Origin of the sequence: Pseudomonas sp. PGPR40 (assembly GCF_022014505.1) — a bacterium.
In the GTDB taxonomy this organism is placed as follows: Bacteria; Pseudomonadota; Gammaproteobacteria; order Pseudomonadales; family Pseudomonadaceae; genus Aquipseudomonas.
The window spans coordinates 108,156-125,312 of record NZ_JAKLSP010000013.1; the positions used below are offsets into that span (position 1 = coordinate 108,156).

A 17,157-nucleotide genomic window follows, 5' to 3' on the forward strand; every position below is an offset into this window, starting at 1 on the left:
GCTATCGGCCCAACGCGCTATGCTGCCGACACTGCCCATGATCGAGATGCTGCCATGTCCGTCCCCAGCATGACCTTGTTCCACAATCCCGCGTCGCCCTTCGTTCGCAAAGTCATGGTGCTGCTGCACGAAACCGGTCAAACCAACCGTGTTGCGCTGCAAGCCAGCCAGCTCACGCCGGTCAGCCCCGATCTGGCACTCAACGAAGACAACCCGCTAGGCAAAATTCCAGCCCTGCGCCTGGCCGACGGCAATGTGCTGTACGACAGCCGGGTGATCCTCGACTATCTCGATCATCAGCACGTTGGCAATCCGCTGATCCCTCGCGACGGTTCGGCGCGCTGGCGGCGCCTGACCCTGGCCTCCCTGGCAGACGGAATCATGGATGCCGCGGTGATGGTTCGCTATGAAGTGGCCCTGCGCACTCCGGAAAAGCACTGGGACGAATGGCTCGACGGTCAGCGCGACAAGATTCGTCGCGCCCTGGCGCTGCTGGAGGCCGACGCGATTGCCGAGCTGACCAGCCATTTCGATGTGGCGGCGATCAGTGTGGCCTGTGCCTTGGGTTACCTGGATCTGCGCCATCCGGATCTGGAATGGCGCAAAGAGAATCCGAAGCTGGCAGAGTGGTATTTCGAAGTGAGTCAGCGGCCTTCGATGATTGCGACGATGCCCAAGGTTTAAATATTCGCTGGCTGTACCGGCCTCTTCGCGAGCAAGCCCGCTCCCACATTTAATCTTTGGTGTGCACAACTTTTTTGTTCACTGGAGATCTTTTGTGGGAGCGGGCTTGCTCGCGAATGCACCACACCGGATCCAACGGAAACAACCCGGCAATCCGCGTCGCCAACATCTCCCCCACTCGCTGATCCTCGCGCAATCCCAACGACCGGCTCATTCCACGGCTCCAATATCAAATTCCAGCGGCTTCGCGGTTTTCTGCCCGATCCCGTACCAATCCAGCTTCCGCGTCAGCACCATGAACACGCCCAGCAAACCGAACAGCAGCAGCGAGCCCATCAACAGCGCGTAATCCTCGGCACTCAGCAAGCCGTAGAGCAAGCCATACAACGCCGCCAATCCCGCCGAAAAACTCAAACCGTGGCGCACGCTGCGCAGCACATGGCAGACATAGAAACCGATCAACGCCACACAGCCACTCGCCGACAGCAGATACGCCAAGGCAAAGCCGATGTGCTCGGACAGCGACAGCAGCAACAGGTAGAAGAACGCCAGCGCCACGCCCACCAGCGCATATTGCACCGGGTGTACCGCCAGGCTTTTCAGTACTTCGAAGAGGAAGAAACCGGCGAAGGTCAGGACGATGAACAACAACGCGTATTTGATCGCCCGGTCGCTTTTCAGGTATTGGTCCACCGGGTCGATGAAGCTCACGCCGAAGCTGCGACCGCTGAACGCCTCGCAGTGACCGCCAGACACGCAACTGTTCAATGCTTCTTGCAGGTTGGTGGAAAAAAATGAGGTCTGCCAATGGGCCGTGAAACCCTGATCGGTGATTTCACGCTGGGCCGGCAGGTAGTTACCGATGAAGCTGGGATGAGGCCAATTGGCGGCCAGTGAAACCTTGCTGGTCTTGCCTACCGGAAGAATCTGCAACTGGCCGGTGCCTTGCAGGCGCAAGTCGAAACCGAACGCCAGTTCCGTGGCCTGTCTGGTATCCAGCGCTGGCAGCGTCACGTGCACACCCTCGCCCAACCAGCCCACTTGGCTACCCGGTACAAAATCCAGCTTCTGGCCATTGAGTTGGAGTTTCAGGGCATTTTCGATGCCACGAATGTCGCTGATGCCGACGGCCAGGAACGGTTGGTCGAAGCGGTAATCGGCGAAGTCCTCCTTGATACCCAGTTGCGCCGGGACCGAGAAATGCCCACTGATGCGGTTATCGGCATGGAACAGCCGGGCTTCGTAGATACCCCGGGCACGCAGTTCGGTCTGGACCTGGCCGTCCAGCTCGAAGCGCTCCGGCAGGAAATATAAACGCCCACGCTCTTCACCGACATCCTGATAGCGCTCGTTGGTTTTGTTGTTGGTTTTCCAGGTGCGCACTGTTTTGCGATAGGGCACCACCATCAGCGGGCCGCTCAGTTGCTGGCTGTAGCTGGAGCTGCGGGCGATATCTTCGAGCACACCGTCGCGCAGTTGTTGCCGCTCCTGGATTACGCCATTGATCATCAGCAACGGGATCAGCAGCAACAGAATCAAAAGGGCAATCGCCCCGAGTTTTAGGGTCAGGCTACGGTTCATGGGACTCTCCCTGTTTGGATGGGGAAAGTCTGGGGTCGATGTGTGGGGGTTTTATGGGGGGAATATGGAGATTTTGTGGAGGCTGGGCCGGCCTCTTCGCGAGCAAGCTCGCTCCTACATGAGTTTTGTGTTTATCATTTTTTTGTGCAACGACGCAGATCCAGTGTAGGAGCGAGCTTGCTCGCGAATGCCGCGACTCGGTCCTAAGACAGGCTCAATTTGACTTCAACCCCGCCGTCGACATTACCGATACTCATCGCACCGCCATGCAACTTGACCACCTCTTCAACGAAGTTAAGCCCTAACCCCGTACTTTTACGCCCACTGTCCAGACGCGGCAGTGAGTAAAAGCGCTCGCTCAAACGCGGCAATGCATAATCGGGAATCGCCTCGGCCTGGTTGAACAGCCTGAACTCAATCTGCTCACCGACTCGTTCGGCACTGAATCGCAGCAAGCCCTGAACCGGGGTGAAGTCCAAGGCATTCTCCAGCAGATTGCCCAGTGCCTGACGCAACAGAAACGGCTCGCCGAGCAGGTTCAAATCCGCTGCGATTTGCAGTTCCACACGCAACTGCTTGCCTTCGATTCGCGCAGCCTGCGCGCTTAACAGCTCTCCCACCAAACTCGCCAACGGCACCGCCACCCGCTCTTCCAGCCCTTGGCGCTGTTCCACCTGCGCCAGGTTCAACAGTCGTTCAATCAACTGCTGCATACGCGCACTTTCGCTATCGATATTGCTGACGAAACGCTGTTGCTGGGCCAGCGGCATCTCGCCTTGCAGTAACTCCGCCGCGCCACGAATCGCCGCCAGCGGGCTTTTCAATTCATGGGTCAGGGTATGCACATACCGCTCGACGTAGGCTTTGCCCTCGAGCTGAGTGCGCATCTGCTCCACCGCCGTGGCCAGTTGTTCCAGCTCGCCGCCACGATAATGCGGCACCTCGACCCGCCGCCCTTCGCTAATGGCCTGGGCATACGCCGTCAACCGCCGTAGCGCCGCGCTCAGCCACCAGGACAACAGCGCACCGAACAGCAAACCAAGGCCGATCAGCCCGGCGCCATAAATCAGCAGTCGCCGCTCGGTGCGATCAACGTAGGGCTGCAGCGAGCTGTTGGGCTTGGCTACCGTCACCACGCCGATGATCTGGCCGTTGTCGCGAATCGGCGCCCCGACGTGCATCACCGACGAGTTCGAATCATCCGGGTTGCCGCGCGTCGAACGAGCGCCGTACTCGCCGCGCAAGGTCAGGTAGACATCATTCCAGCGCGAGTAGTCCTGGCCCACCGCAATGCCGCTGGAATCCAGCACCACGATGCCCTTGGCATCGGTGACGTAAATGCGGTGGTTGACCTGATTCTTCGGCAGGCCCCAGATATTCGCCTTCGGTTGCCGTTCGCCGTAAGCCTTGAGCAGCTCGGGCCAGCGGTTCTGGCTGAGGGTGCCGGCCTTGAAGTCGTCACGCAGGATCTCGGCCATCAGGTTGGCGGTGTCCACCAGGGTTTCTTCGGTGGACTGGCGCACCCCGGGGCGGATTTCTTCCATCACGGTGTTGAGCACGAAGTAACCGGTCAGGCCGATAAACAGCACGTAGACCAGAAAAATCCGGATCCCCAGGGGCATCAGCTGTGCCCCGGGCTGTAGCTGTAACCGAGGCCGCGGTGAGTCTGGATCGGCTCGGCATCGGCTTTCACCAGCCGCAATTTGGCGCGCACGCTTTTGATGTGGCTGTCGATGCTGCGCTCATAACCGGCATCGGCGGCCACACCCAGGGCATCGAGCAATTGCTCGCGGCTGAAGACTCGCTCGGGTTGCTCCAACAGGCATTGCAGCAAACGAAACTCATGGCGAGTCAGACTCAGAGACTGACCACGATAGCTGATTTGCACCCGCTCGCTGTCGATGCGAAACAGCGCCGAGGAAACCTCCGCCACCGCTCGTGGCGCCATGCGCTTGAGAATCGCCCGGACCCGCGCCGCTACTTCCCGGGGGCTGAACGGTTTGACCACGTAATCGTCGGCACCGATCTCCAGACCGACCACGCGGTCAATCTCGGCGTCACGGGCGCTGAGGAAGATCACCGGCACTTCGCTGAAACGCCGCAACTGCTTGCAGGTTTCGAAGCCGCTGATGTCCGGCAGGCCGATGTCGAGAATGATCAGGTCGGCCGGCGTGGCGCGCTGATGTGCGAGCGCCGCCGCGCCAAGGCTCAACCAGGTGGTGGTGAAGCCCTCGCCCTGCAAGGCGAAAATCAGGGTGTCGGCAATCGCCGCTTCGTCTTCGACAATCAGGATATGAGGCATGGGGTCCGAGGGCGGCAGTGGAATGGGCGAACGGTGACTCAAGGGGGAATCGGCGTCAATCTGGCTGAGCTAAATTGCGGAGGGGTCTGTAGTACCTAGCAGTTTTGATAGTAGGCAATGGATAAAAAAGGCCTGATGCTGAAGGAACAGCTTTTTGGACCTAGCTCGGAGTTCAGTCGATGTCTACTCCTTCACGCAAAACGATACTGTTGGCAACCGATCAACAGCAGTCGGTGCTGAATGCCCTCGACGCGAATCAGCCTCACTCCATTGCCTACACACTCTATGGCTACCGTCCACGGGAAAACGGTTTGCTCAGCCAGCTCGGGTTTAATGGCGAACTGCCGGACCGGCTGACCGGGCTTTATCATTTGGGGAGAGAGTATCGGCAGTTCAATCCTGTGTTGATGCGGTTTAACAGTCCGGATAGATGGAGCCCGTTTGGGAGGGGTGGGTTGAATGCGTATGCGTACTGTGATGGGGACCCAAGAAATAAATTGGACCCGAGCGGGCACACTCCTGTTTGGCTGAAAAACTTTCTAAGATCACGTGGATTGATGAGGCGTCCGATTCAAAGAGCAATTGCAGCGGATGCGAGCACGTTCCGCCTTCCGCAAACAGTTCAGAGAAATACTCAGAAAAATATCCAGGCGTCCATCCCAGAGGATGGACGACCTAAAGAAATTGTAGAGATACAAAATCGCTTGGAGCTGGATCGCCAGAATCATGCTTTCAATCTTGAACAGTATCCCAACATCACCAATTACAGGAATCAGTCACACGTTCAAATTGATGGGAGCTTCATACCATCCAGAAAGGCGTATTCCAAGCTCGCCGTAGAACATCACAACAAAACCGGTCCCTCTATTTCTGCTCCTGCCGCCCGCCCCAAAAAAATAAGCTTCGAAGACCATGCAACGGTACATGAAGTCGAAACTCTGGTAGAGAAGCCTGTAGGGGGATGGAAAAAGGTGGCGGATATAAGGAAATAGACTCCGGTTACTCACAGCGATACCGCTGGTTCACTCTATGAAAGACTGCTTTTACTTAACAATCCGGCTTATCCGCCGTAAACCGCCGAGCCGGATTCACCGCCGCCCCAAACTCTCGCAACGCCTTGGCACCAATCAGCAACGGATAGTTGAAACTGCTACGGTCGGTAAGATTGACCTCAACCGTGCGCTTGACGTTACCCAGGCACAACTCCAGATCAACCACTGGCCGCTTGGTCGGTTCGATCGTTTCCTTGTCATCCTCGTCCTCTTCGGAGCGGGTCTTGATCTTGCTGATCCGCGCGACCTTGTGTTCGTAGACCTTGTTGCTGGCGCCTTTGGTGGCGAGGCGGAAACGCACCCACTCGTCGCCATCGCGGGTGAAGGTTTCGATGTCTTTGGCCGACAGCGACGCGGTCAGGGCGCCGGTGTCCATTTTGGCCTTGAGGACTTCGCCGCCGATTTCCGGCAGCGCGATGTATTCGTAACGCCCGTACAGGGTCGGCTCGGCGGCCAGGACTGGAAGAGCCACGAGGGAGAGCAGTGCAAGGAGAGATTTCACGTAATGGGCTTCCTTGGAGAGTGGGCAGCAGGATTTTAGACCGTTGTCTGGATGATCGTTCCCACGCTCCGCGTGGTAATGCCTCATGTGACGCTCTGCGTCACGCTTTGGGGACGCGGAGCGTCCCGGGCTGCATTCCCACGCAGAGCGTGGGAACGATCGGTATGAGGAGATTAATGGTCCAAACGTGAAACATTCGTCACCATCAATTTGGCCTGCCTCCCGAAGCTGCTTATCATGGCGCGCCCACATGCGTTCAAGAGTTGCTTATGCGCCGCCTGCTCACCGGCTGTCTGGTTACCCTGCTGCTGTTGCTCAACACCTTGGTCCTGTTCGGGCCGCTGATGGTGTTCGCACTGCTCAAACTGCTCCTTCCCGGTCACTTTCGCGATAACGCCTCGTCGGCGGTGATGTGGATTGCCGAAACCTGGGCCGAGATCGACAAGCTGATCTTCCGTCTGTGCATTCCCACGCAATGGGACATTCGCGGCGGTGACGATCTGCACCGCGACACCTCATACCTGGTGATCAGCAACCATCAATCCTGGGTCGATATTCCGGCACTGATCCAGACATTGAACCGGCGCACGCCATTCTTCAAATTCTTCCTCAAGAAAGAACTGATCTGGGTGCCGTTCCTGGGTCTGGCCTGGTGGGCGCTGGATTACCCGTTCATGAAACGCTACACCAAGGCGTTTCTCGCCAAAAACCCGGAGCTGACCGGCAAGGATCTGGAAATCACCAAACAAGCCTGCGAGCTGTACAAGCGTCAACCGGTGACGGTAGTCAATTACCTCGAAGGCACTCGATATAGCACGGCGAAAAGTACCCAGCAGCAATCACCGTTCGCCCATCTCCTCAAGCCCAAAGCGGGTGGCGTGGCCTTCGTGCTGGCGGCAATGGGCGAACAACTGGATGCGATTCTCGATGTGGCGGTTGTTTACCCGCAGCAAAAAATTCCGGGGTTCTGGGAGTTGATCAGCGGCAACGTGCCGAGGGTGATCATCGACATCAAGACCCGCGAACTCGACCCGGCGTTGTGGCAAGGCGATTATGAAAACGATGCGCTGTTTCGGGAAAAGGTCCAGAACTGGGTCAACCAGCTCTGGATCGAAAAAGACCGGCGTATCGACGCGTTGCGCGCCGAAAGCCACTGATCAACTACCGGTGCCGGTGCCCCAGATCCCGCCGAGGTTTTGCAGCAGCGAACCGGCGACGCCTTGCTGACCGAGGTATTGCAGAATCACCGGGGCAAACACGCCGATCATGCCAGTGTCCATGCCCAGGGCGCTGAAGGCGTTGTTGAGGTCGTTGGTGTCCTTGACGTTACCCAGCAAACCATCGAGCAAAGCATTCTTGTCCGATCCCGCGCCGAGCAGCCCACCCAATCCGTTCAGGCCGCCGATGGCACTGTTACCGGCAATCTGACTGAGGCCCGGCACGTTTTTACTCAGCTCGGAAAAGTCCTCGCCACTGAGTTGGTTCCGGGCCAGCCCCAACATCGCACCGGCACCGCCCACGGCCTGCTCCGGGGTGATGTCGAGCTGCGAGCCTAGCGTATTGAGCAAACCGGCCGCCTTGGGTGCCGCCGCCACGGCGCCATCGCCCTCGTCGCCCTGCATCGCCGAAACCGCATTGACCGCATCGCTGAGGCTGAACTGTGCGAAGACCGGGCTGGCGAACAGGGCCAACAGCGAAGCCAATGCAAAACCGCGTGAAATCTTCATCCCGACATCCTCATGTGCCATGAAACCGCCCGGTTAACGGACGGAAAAGCTGCCGGTTTGACCGAGTATGCGTCGGCATGTTCCTCGTTGAGCCGTTCATTTTTCTCTGCGTTTTCTGACCCTATCAGTTCTGCCAGTAGGCACCCCGGGTCGATTGCGTCACAGTAAAACTGTGAATCGACGAATCGTTCAGGGAGCTTCCAATGTCGCCCAATCGCGAAACCCTGCTTTGCCGCTACTACTATGATCCGCTGGATCGACTGGTCGATAGCATGCCTTCTGCGCAGGCCAGTGTTCAACGCTTCTATCTGAAAGATCGCCTGGCCACCGAAATTCAGGGCGTAGTGCAGCGTTCGATCATGCAGAACGAAGATCAACTGCTAGCGCAGCAACAGCGCCAGAGCGGCGCCGTGGAAACGCGTTTACTCGTCACTGATCAACAGCGTTCGGTGTTGAACGTGCTCGACAGGGCTTCATCGCATCCTATTGCATACTCGCTGTACGGCCATCGTCCAGCGGAGAACGGCTTGCTCAGCCTGCTCGGGTTCAACGGCGAACGACCGGATCCGGTGACAGGGTATTATTTGCTGGGTAATGGTTATCGGGCATTTAACCCAGTGTTAATGCGATTTAACAGCCCGGACAGTTGGAGTCCGTTTGGGAAAGGGGGGTTGAATGCGTATGGATATTGCTCTGGGGACCCAATAAATCGAGACGACCCAACGGGACATAGCTGGAAAGTAATCTTGGCCAATTTAAAGAAAATATCGAAAATGGCAAAAAGCCCTGCTCAAAATGCAGCGCATCAACCATTAAAAGTTTTGAAAATAAACAACCTAAAAAACATAGCAAATGGTGTCGCGAGTTTCGAAGACACGTACAAGGGAGGCCGACGCATAAACTTCATCTCTCACGCAAACAAACCCACGAGCTACGGCTCAAGTCTAATTGTAGACAATACTGAATGGGGACCTATGAAACTGTTTATGAGCGCGCAAAAAAAAGGGATAAATTTCGAATCGTTCGATGATGCCAGAGTTATTTCTTGCTACTCTGGCAATGGGCATACCGATTCATTTGCAGCAAGTTTTGCGAGACTAATTAAAAAGCCTACCAAAGGTTACATGGGGAAAGTGCACACAACCCAAGACGTACTTGACTTATCAAAAGGGCTATCGACCACACCGAACAGCGCTAAACACACCTCGAAACAATCACTTAATGATATGTACCCTTCAAAAGACTTTTTCATTGACAAAGTAAATCCATACAACCACAAAACAGAAAAAGACAGCTATTACGATTTTACTTTTAGATCTGTAAGGTATCTACCATAGACGGATTATAAAGTTAATACCGAGAATAGTGGCGATCTTGATCCGGTCCCACATGATCGCCTGCATCAGCTGACGGTTGTACTTCACTAGCGTTTGACCGGTGCGGAAGCTGTGGAACTTGGCCTCCCAAGACTACAAGTGAACGAGCCTGCATCCGTTCGCCCTATCAGATCTGCCAGTAGGCAGCCCCGATCAATTGCGCCACAGTGAAACCCTGGATAAAAGAACTCATTCAGGAAATCCGGCCATGCTGCTCGACCGCGAAACGCTGCTCTGCCGCTACGACTACGACCCGTTGGACCGACTGGTCGATTGCACACCTTCGGCACAGGCCAATGTTCAACGGTTCTACCTGAAAGATCGCCTGGCCACCGAAATCCAGGACGCTGTGCAACGTTCGATCATGCAGCATGACGATCAACTGCTGGCGCAACAACAGCGCCAGAGCGGCGCCGTGGAAACGCGATTGCTCGCCATTGATCAACAGCGTTCGGTGTTGAACGTGCTCGACAGGGCTTCATCGTATCCCCTCGCCTACACGCCTTACGGCCATCGTCCAGCGGAGAACGGCTTGCTCAGCCTGCTCGGCTTCAATGGCGAACGGCCAGATCCGGTGACGGGGGCTTATTTGTTGGGCAATGGTTATCGGGCGTTTAACCCAGTGTTGATGCGGTTTAACAGCCCGGATAGTTTGAGCCCTTTTGCACAGGGCGGGTTGAATGCTTATGCGTATTGCATGGGGGATCCCATTAATCGAGTGGATGCATCCGGTCGCTCATGGACTAAAGTAATATCCCTTCTGTTTTCCGACCCACATTTAGCCAGTACAACAAAACTAAAAAACAAGGTGGACATTGCCTCTGACATCACAGCATTCGACGATCACACAAAGAGATCTTTTTTCAAGAAAGATAAAAGATTAAACGTTATCATTCACGGCAACGGAGTACAAAAAAACAATACTCACATGGGCGTTACCAATGGAAAAGAAATTTCACCACAAGACCTAACAAACAAGCTGGCGAGCAATACAGGATTAAGCGACAACAAGTACAGACAACTACACTTAATCATGTGCCACGGGGGAGCTGGCAGCAACCCATATGCCCAACAAGTCGCCAACCTGACAGGACTGCCCACCACATCCTACATCGGTCGTGTTTCTTACTCCACGATTCAAAACAAAACTTCACAAAGAATATACATTCACCAGTCAAACAAATTAATAAAATCTGATTCACCTCATTACTCAGACGTAACTTACAACCCAGTTCACTTTAACCCAATCCGGACAAAATCCGATAAATTGCGCTCCTCCCCGTAAGATTTGGATCATTAATTTTGTATGGGTGAAGCAAATAAAAAACATTAAAAATTCACACAACCGAGAAGGGCGACACTACGCCGCCCTTTTTAGTATCACTTACGCCGCACTAAACATCTTATGCGGATCAATCACAAACTTCTTCGGCACGCCCGCATCGAACTCGCCATACCCGCGTGGCGCGTCATCCAGGCTGATCACCTCAACCCCAACGATGTCAGCAATCTTGATGCGGTCCCACATGATCGCCTGCATCAGCTGGCGGTTGTACTTCATCACTGGCGTCTGGCCGGTGTGGAAGCTGTGGGATTTGGCCCAGCCCAGACCGAAACGAATGCTCAGGCTGCCCATTTTCGCGGCGGCATCCACCGCACCCGGATCTTCAGTCACGTACAGGCCAGGGATACCGATCTTGCCTGCCACGCGCACCACGCCCATCAGGGAGTTGAGTACGGTGGCCGGGGCTTCGTGTTTCACGCCGGCATGGCCGTGGCCGCGGGCTTCGAAACCTACGGCGTCGACGGCGCAATCCACTTCTGGTTCGCCCAGCAGCGCGGCGATTTGTTCGTGCAGTGGGGTGTCTGTCGACAGGTCGGCAATTTCGAAACCCTGAGCCTTGGCGTGGGCCAGGCGGATCGGGTTGACGTCACCGATGATCACCACTGCAGCGCCCAACAGGCGAGCGGAAGCGGCAGCGGCCAGACCGACCGGGCCGGCGCCCGCGATGTATACGGTGCTGCCTGGGCCAACGCCGGCGGTCACTGCGCCGTGGTAACCGGTCGGCAGGATGTCGGAGAGGCAGGTCAGGTCGCGGATTTTTTCCATCGCGCGATCGCGATCCGGCAGTTTCAGCAGGTTGAAGTCGGCGTACGGCACCATCGCGTATTCAGCCTGGCCACCGGTCCAGTCGCCCATGTCGACATAACCGTAAGCACCGCCCGGACGCGCCGGGTTGACGCTCAGGCAGACGCCGGTGTGCTGTTCTTTGCACGAACGGCAACGACCACATGCAACGTTGAAGGGTACCGATACCAGATCGCCGATCTGCAGGTTCTCGACGCCGCTGCCCTTCTCGATCACTTCACCGGTGATCTCGTGACCCAGCACCAGACCGGTCTGGGCGGTGGTACGACCGCGCACCATGTGCTGATCGGAACCACAGATGTTGGTGGAAACTACGCGCAGGATGACAGCGTGCTCGATCTTCCTGCCGCGCGGGTCCTGCATTTTGGGATAGTCGATTTTCTGTACTTCGACTTTGCCTGCGCCGAGATACACGACACCACGATTACCAGACATGCTTTCACCTCGCTGTTGTTTTTATGTAGCGGTCGCGTCGCCATGGATCGGCGGCGCGTTGATTGCTCGAGTTGTTGCTTGTGTGTTTTGCGTTGTTTGGAAGGGCCCCTTCGCGGGCAAGCCTCGCTCCTACAGGGATTGAAGCCGTTCCCATTTTTTTTTGCGGGCCACCTCTACCCTGTAGGAGCGAGGCTTGCCCGCGAAGGCGATCTAAAGAACGACGGTGCGATTGGCGTTCAGAAACACGCGTCGTTCGATGTGATAACCCACGGCCCGCGCCAGGGTCAGCCCTTCAATATCCCGCCCCTTGGCAATCAGGTCTTCGGGATAATGACTATGATCCACAGCCTCCACGCCCTGGGCGATGATCGGGCCTTCGTCCAGGTCGTTGTTAATGTAATGCGCCGTGGCGCCGACCAGTTTCACGCCCTTGTTGTAGGCCTGGTGATACGGCTTGGCGCCTTTGAAACCCGGCAGCAGGGAGTGGTGGATATTGATCGCCTTGCCATCGAGTTTGCGGCACAGCTCTGGCGACAGAACCTGCATGTAACGGGCAAGGATCACCAGCTCGGCGCCGGACTCTTCGACCACCTGCCAGACCTGACGCTCCTGCGCCGGCTTGTCGTTCGGGTCCAGCGGAAAGTGGTAGTACGGAATCTGGTGCCAGTCGGCCAACGGCTTGAGGTCCGGGTGGTTGGAGACTACGGCGACCACGTCCATCGACAACTGGCCGATGCGCTGGCGGTAGAGCAAGTCGTTGAGGCAGTGATCGGCCTTGGAGACCATGATCACTACTTTTGGCCGGTGGTGCGGCGGGGTCAGTTCGAAGATCATCCCGAAGGCTTCACCACGCTCTGCCAAACCTGCGCGAAAGGCTTGTTCGTCGAAGCCGTCGGGCTGGCGGAATTCCACGCGAATGAAGAAACGACCCGAGAGCCGGTCATCGAAGGAGTGGTGCTCGGTGACGTAGCAGCCCTGCTCGAACAGAAAGCGGGTCACCGCATCCACGGTGCCGAGGACGCTGGGGCAGTCGGCGGTCAGAATCCATGTGTCTGGGGCGCGGCTCATAGTGCGGTGACTCCTATCTGATCGTTCCCACGCTCTGCGTGGGAACGCCGCCATGGACGCTCTGCGTCCGGCTGTAAAAGGGACGCAGAGCGTCCCGGGATGCATTCCCACGCTGAGCGTGGGAACGATCAGCGGAGCGTGGGAACGATCATTACGCCTGGACGCTAAGCCCGTACTCAGCAGAGGCATCCTGCAACCACAACCACCAGTAATCCGAGAAGCTGCGGCGAATCAGCAGCTCCCAAGTGTCTTCGGCGGTATGGCGGATCATCAGCTGCGACTTGGCGAACACCGTGCCGACAGCCTTGCCCACCGGGAAGTTGTTGGGATGCACGTCGTAGCTGGTGGACTTCATCAGCACCTGACGCACGTTCGGGCCGCTCAGCTCGAGGATTTGCTGGCCACCGCTGACGTTGACGATCTGGATGTGCAGGTCGCCCAGCGCTTTGCGGAGTTTTTGCTCGGCGGCGAATTCTTCACCGGTCGGCACGATCAGCAGCCATTCATCCGGCCCCATCCATTGCAGGCTGGTTTCGCCTTTGACGATGACGGTCAACGCACCCGGCAATTCGATGCCAAGGGCTTTGTGCACGCCAGCGGCGAAAGCCGCATCGTGCCCATCGCCACGGATGGTCAGGTGACCGAGGAGTTTTTTCTCACGCACGATCACGCCGGCGTTCTTGCGACCCTTGCCCACCAGGCTGGCGAGGTCGGCATGATGCAGCGACGACTCGGCCTTGGCCCCGGTGGTTGGGCGTTGTTGGTAAACATTGGCTGCGGTCATAAAGCACCTTTCTTTTGTTGATCGTTCCCACGCTCTGCGTGGGAATGCCGCCATAGACGCTCTGCGTCCGGCTGTTAAAGGGACGCGGAGCGTCCCGGGATGCATTCCCACGCTGAGCGTGGGAACGATCGAGCTGTGGTGTTACACGTTCTGGCGATCGCCTTTCGGATCGAAGAACACCGAAGAAACGATTTCCGCCTCGATCACGCTGCCGTCGGCCAGCGGTGCGAACACACGTTCACCCATGCGCTTCAAACCGCCCTTGACCACACCCATGGCAAACGAATAGCCGAGGGAGTTGTGCAAGTAGCTGGAGGTCACGTGGCCGACCATGGTCATCGGGATGGTTTGCTTGGTGTTGAACACCAGTTGCGCACCTTCCGGCAGCCATTTGGTCGGATCGATCGGCTTCAGACCGACCAGCTGTTTGCGCTGATCACGCACGCAGTCTTCGCGGTTCATGCCACGCCAGCCGATCCACGAGAACGGTTTGGTGCGACCGACACACCAGCCCATGTTCAGGTCGTCCGGGGTCATCGAGCTGTCAGTGTCCTGACCGACGATGATGAAGCCCTTCTCTGCCCGCAGTACGTGCATGGTTTCGGTGCCGTACGGAGTCAGGTTGTACTTCTTCCCGGCCTCGACGATTTTCTCGAGTACGCCCATGGCGTAGTCGGCCTGCACGTTGACTTCGTACGACAGCTCGCCGGTAAACGAAATCCGGAATATCCGCGCCGGTACGCCGCCGACCAGCGCTTCTTTCCAGGTCATGAACGGGAAGGCTTCGTTGCTCAGGTCGGCGTCGGTGACTTCGCTGAGCAGCTTGCGGCTGTTCGGCCCCGACAGGGTCATGGTCGCCCAATGGTCAGTCACGGACGTGAAGTACACCTTCAGGTCTGGCCATTCGGTCTGATGGTAGATTTCCAGCCATTGCAGCACGCGTGCAGCGCCGCCGGTGGTGGTGGTCATCACGAAATGGTTGTCGGCCAGGCATGCGGTCACGCCGTCGTCGAACACCATGCCGTCTTCTTTACACATCAGGCCGTAACGCGCCTTGCCCACATCGAGCTTGGTCCAGGCGTTGGTGTAGATGCGGTTGAGGAACTCACGCGTGTCCGGGCCCTGGATGTCGATCTTGCCCAGGGTCGAAGCGTCCAGCAGGCCGACGCTGTCGCGCACGGCTTTGCATTCGCGTTTCACGGCGGTGTGCAGGTCTTCACCGTTTTTCGGGAAGTACCAAGGACGTTTCCACTGACCGACGTCTTCGAATTCGGCGCCGTTCTTCACGTGCCAATGATGCAGCGCGGTGAAACGAACCGGCTCGAAGATGTGCCCGCAGTGACGGCCGGCCACGGCGCCGAAGGTTACCGGCGTGTAGTTCGGACGGAACATGGTGGTGCCCATCTGCGGGATGGTCACGTTCAGCGAACGGGCGGCAATGGCCAGACCGTTGACGTTGCCGAGCTTGCCCTGATCGGTGCCGAAGCCCAGCGCGGTGTAGCGCTTGACGTGCTCGACCGACTCGAAGCCTTCGCGGGTCGCCAGTTCGATGGCGGCAGCTGTGACGTCGTTTTGCAGGTCGACGAATTGCTTCGGTGCCCGTGCGGTGGCTTTTTCGTGAGGCACCTGGAACAGCGCCAACGTCGGTTCTTCCAGACGGCTCAGGGCTTTCGGCAAGGTGCCTTCGACCCCGCTGAAACCGGCTTCGCTGGCGGCGCGAGCGCCTCCTTCAAAACCGTCTGCCAGCGAATCGCCGAGGCCGTAGACGCCGTTGATACCACCAACGCACACGCGTTTTTGCGGTGCTTCGCCCGGTACGAAACCGAGAATGTCTTCACGCCAGATCGGCTTGCCGCCCAAGTGCGAGGCCAGGTGAACAACAGGGCTGTAACCGCCGGAACTGGCGACCAAATCGCAATCAAGCCATTCACCAGGGCTGGTCACGGTGTGTGCTTTTACGTCAATCGCGGCAACGCGAGCGGCGGTGACGTGCTTGCTGCCACGGGCCTCAATCACGGCGCTGCCAGTCAGGATGCGAATGCCTTTCGCGCGCGCTTCTTCCACCAGCGCACCGCGAGGGTTGCTGCGGGCATCGGCGATCGCCACCACTTGCAGACTGGCGTCGAGCCAGTCCAGCGCAACGCGGTAGGCGTGGTCGTTGTTGGTCGACAGCACCAGTTTCTTGCCCGGTGCCACACCATAACGACGCACATAAGTCGACACAGCGCCGGCGAGCATGTTGCCCGGCACGTCGTTGTTGCCATAAACCAGTGGACGCTCATGAGTACCGGTCGCCAGCACGACACGCTTGGCGCGAACCCGGTGGATGCGCTGACGCACCTGGCCAATCGGGGCGCGGTCGCCGAGGTGATCGGTGAGGCGCTCGTGAATGGTCAGGAAGTTATGGTCGTGGTAACCGTTGACCGTGGCGCGCGGCAACAGCAGCACGTCCGGGGTGTTTTTCAGCTCGGCGATGACGCTGGCAACCCATTCGGTAGCGGGTTTGCCGTCGAGGCTTTCGCGGGAATCGAGCAGGCTGCCGCCGAACTCTTCCTGCTCATCGGCCAGGATCACACGCGCACCGCTACGGGCAGCCGCCAGTGCAGCCGCCAGACCCGCAGGGCCAGCGCCGACGATCAGCACGTCGCAGTGCTGGTTCATGTAGTCGTAGGTGTCCGGATCGTTCTCGGTCGGCGAGCGGCCAAGACCGGCAGCCTTACGAATGTACTTCTCGTAGGTCATCCAGAACGATTGCGGGTACATGAAGGTTTTGTAGTAGAAGCCCGGTGGCATCAGCTTGCCGCCGACCTTGCCGAGAATCCCCATCATGTCGTTGTTCACGCTTGGCCAGCCGTTGGTGCTGGTGGCGACCAGGCCTTGATACAGCGCTTGTTGCGTGGCGCGTACGTTCGGGATCTGCGTAGCTTCGGTCGCACCGATCTGCAGCACGGCGTTCGGCTCTTCGGCACCGGCAGCGAAGATGCCGCGTGGGCGCGAATACTTGAAGCTGCGGCCGATGATGTCGACACCGTTGGCCAGCAAGGCGGCGGCCAAGGAATCGCCTTCAAAGCCTTTGTAGATCTGGCCGTTGAAGGTGAAGCTCAGCACTTTGTTGCGGTCGATGCGTCCGCCGTTGGACAGGCGATTGATCTGGCTCATACCTTCTCTCCCAGAGCCGTGGCGGCCGCTTTCGGGCTGTCGGTCTTGTCGGTGAACTGCGGCTTGGTGCCGATCTTGTAGGTTTCGAGAATCTCGTAGGTCACGGTGTCACGGGTGACGTTGAAGTACTGACGGCAACCGGCAACGTGATCCCACAGCTCGTGGTGCAAACCGCGAGGGTTATCGCGGAAGAACATGTAGTCGCCCCACTCCTCGTCGGTGCAGCTGTTCGGATCCAGTGGGCGCGGGATGTGCGCCTGGCCGGATGCGTGGAATTCCTCTTCGGAGCGCAGTTCGCCACAGTGAGGACAGAAGATATGCAACATAGGGATTTCTCC

Annotated in this window: 16 protein-coding genes and 1 pseudogene; 5 read left to right on the top strand and 12 right to left on the bottom strand. The window is 57.7% G+C overall.

Features of this window, described 5'->3' with window-relative positions; translation table 11 throughout:
• Positions 1-54: 54 nt before the first annotated feature.
• Entirely contained in the window at positions 55-684 is a 630-nt protein-coding gene (locus MEB48_RS13335) for a glutathione S-transferase (protein WP_237884680.1), read from the top strand.
• Between the two features lie 49 nt (positions 685-733).
• Here MEB48_RS13335 and MEB48_RS13340 read toward each other — a convergent pair whose 3' ends face one another.
• The 4 genes from MEB48_RS13340 to creB form a co-directional block, all read right to left on the bottom strand.
• Positions 734-898, bottom strand: a complete 165-nt coding sequence (locus MEB48_RS13340) for a hypothetical protein (RefSeq protein ID WP_237884681.1) — start codon at positions 896-898, stop codon at positions 734-736.
• Positions 895-2,265 carry a cell envelope integrity protein CreD gene (creD, locus tag MEB48_RS13345; RefSeq protein WP_237884682.1) on the bottom strand — a complete coding sequence of 457 codons (1,371 nt, stop codon included), beginning with the start codon at positions 2,263-2,265 and terminating at the stop codon, positions 895-897. The genes MEB48_RS13340 and creD overlap by 4 nt, the downstream gene beginning before the upstream one ends.
• 203 nt (positions 2,266-2,468) lie before the next feature.
• Positions 2,469-3,887, bottom strand: a complete 1,419-nt coding sequence (creC, locus tag MEB48_RS13350; protein WP_237884683.1) for a two-component system sensor histidine kinase CreC — start codon at positions 3,885-3,887, stop codon at positions 2,469-2,471.
• Positions 3,887-4,567, bottom strand: coding sequence for a two-component system response regulator CreB (gene creB, locus MEB48_RS13355; protein WP_237884684.1), 681 nt, complete (start codon positions 4,565-4,567; stop codon positions 3,887-3,889). The genes creC and creB overlap by 1 nt, the downstream gene beginning before the upstream one ends.
• Positions 4,568-4,746: 179 nt before the next feature.
• On the opposite strand from creB, the gene MEB48_RS29250 reads away from it, so the two are divergent.
• A complete protein-coding gene (locus MEB48_RS29250; RefSeq protein ID WP_330932706.1) occupies positions 4,747-5,559 on the top strand; it encodes an RHS repeat-associated core domain-containing protein in 813 nt (270 codons plus the stop codon).
• Positions 5,560-5,614: 55 nt separating this feature from the next.
• Here the strand turns inward: MEB48_RS29250 and rloA2 are convergent, their stop codons facing one another.
• Entirely contained in the window at positions 5,615-6,121 is a 507-nt protein-coding gene (rloA2, locus tag MEB48_RS13365) for a retropepsin-like aspartic peptidase RloA2 (RefSeq protein ID WP_095052621.1), read from the bottom strand.
• Positions 6,122-6,390: 269 nt separating this feature from the next.
• Here rloA2 and MEB48_RS13370 point away from each other — a divergent pair, with 269 nt between their 5' ends.
• Positions 6,391-7,278, top strand: a complete 888-nt coding sequence (locus MEB48_RS13370) for an acyltransferase (RefSeq protein ID WP_237884685.1) — start codon at positions 6,391-6,393, stop codon at positions 7,276-7,278.
• On the opposite strand, the gene MEB48_RS13375 is transcribed toward MEB48_RS13370, so the two are convergent.
• Complete coding sequence (locus MEB48_RS13375; RefSeq protein ID WP_237884686.1) at positions 7,279-7,848, bottom strand: DUF2780 domain-containing protein; 570 nt, start codon at positions 7,846-7,848, stop codon at positions 7,279-7,281. It lies immediately after the preceding gene.
• Positions 7,849-8,051: 203 nt separating this feature from the next.
• Here MEB48_RS13375 and MEB48_RS13380 point away from each other — a divergent pair, with 203 nt between their 5' ends.
• Positions 8,052-9,185, top strand: a complete 1,134-nt coding sequence (locus MEB48_RS13380; RefSeq protein ID WP_237884687.1) for an RHS repeat-associated core domain-containing protein — start codon at positions 8,052-8,054, stop codon at positions 9,183-9,185.
• Between the two features lie 6 nt (positions 9,186-9,191).
• On the opposite strand, the pseudogene MEB48_RS13385 reads toward MEB48_RS13380, so the two are convergent.
• Positions 9,192-9,308: pseudogene (locus tag MEB48_RS13385) on the bottom strand (hypothetical protein); the annotation flags it as partial.
• Between the two features lie 124 nt (positions 9,309-9,432).
• On the opposite strand from MEB48_RS13385, the gene MEB48_RS13390 reads away from it, so the two are divergent.
• Entirely contained in the window at positions 9,433-10,509 is a 1,077-nt protein-coding gene (locus tag MEB48_RS13390; RefSeq protein WP_237884688.1) for an RHS repeat-associated core domain-containing protein, read from the top strand.
• Between the two features lie 99 nt (positions 10,510-10,608).
• Here the strand turns inward: MEB48_RS13390 and fdhA are convergent, their stop codons facing one another.
• The 5 genes from fdhA to MEB48_RS13415 all read right to left on the bottom strand — a co-directional run bounded on the left by fdhA (position 10,609) and on the right by MEB48_RS13415 (position 17,145).
• Positions 10,609-11,808: a formaldehyde dehydrogenase, glutathione-independent gene (gene fdhA / locus MEB48_RS13395; protein WP_237884689.1), complete on the bottom strand. Its 1,200-nt coding sequence runs from the start codon at positions 11,806-11,808 to the stop codon at positions 10,609-10,611.
• A 210-nt stretch (positions 11,809-12,018) separates the two neighbouring features.
• On the bottom strand, positions 12,019-12,876 hold the full coding sequence (purU, locus tag MEB48_RS13400; protein WP_237884690.1) for a formyltetrahydrofolate deformylase: 858 nt from the start codon (positions 12,874-12,876) through the stop codon (positions 12,019-12,021).
• Positions 12,877-13,027: 151 nt separating this feature from the next.
• Positions 13,028-13,660, bottom strand: coding sequence for a sarcosine oxidase subunit gamma (locus MEB48_RS13405; protein ID WP_237884691.1), 633 nt, complete (start codon positions 13,658-13,660; stop codon positions 13,028-13,030).
• 141 nt (positions 13,661-13,801) lie between these two features.
• Positions 13,802-16,819, bottom strand: a complete 3,018-nt coding sequence (locus tag MEB48_RS13410; RefSeq protein WP_237884692.1) for a sarcosine oxidase subunit alpha — start codon at positions 16,817-16,819, stop codon at positions 13,802-13,804.
• On the bottom strand, positions 16,816-17,145 hold the full coding sequence (locus MEB48_RS13415) for a sarcosine oxidase subunit delta (protein WP_007907563.1): 330 nt from the start codon (positions 17,143-17,145) through the stop codon (positions 16,816-16,818). The genes MEB48_RS13410 and MEB48_RS13415 overlap by 4 nt, the downstream gene beginning before the upstream one ends.
• Positions 17,146-17,157: the final 12 nt, after the last annotated feature.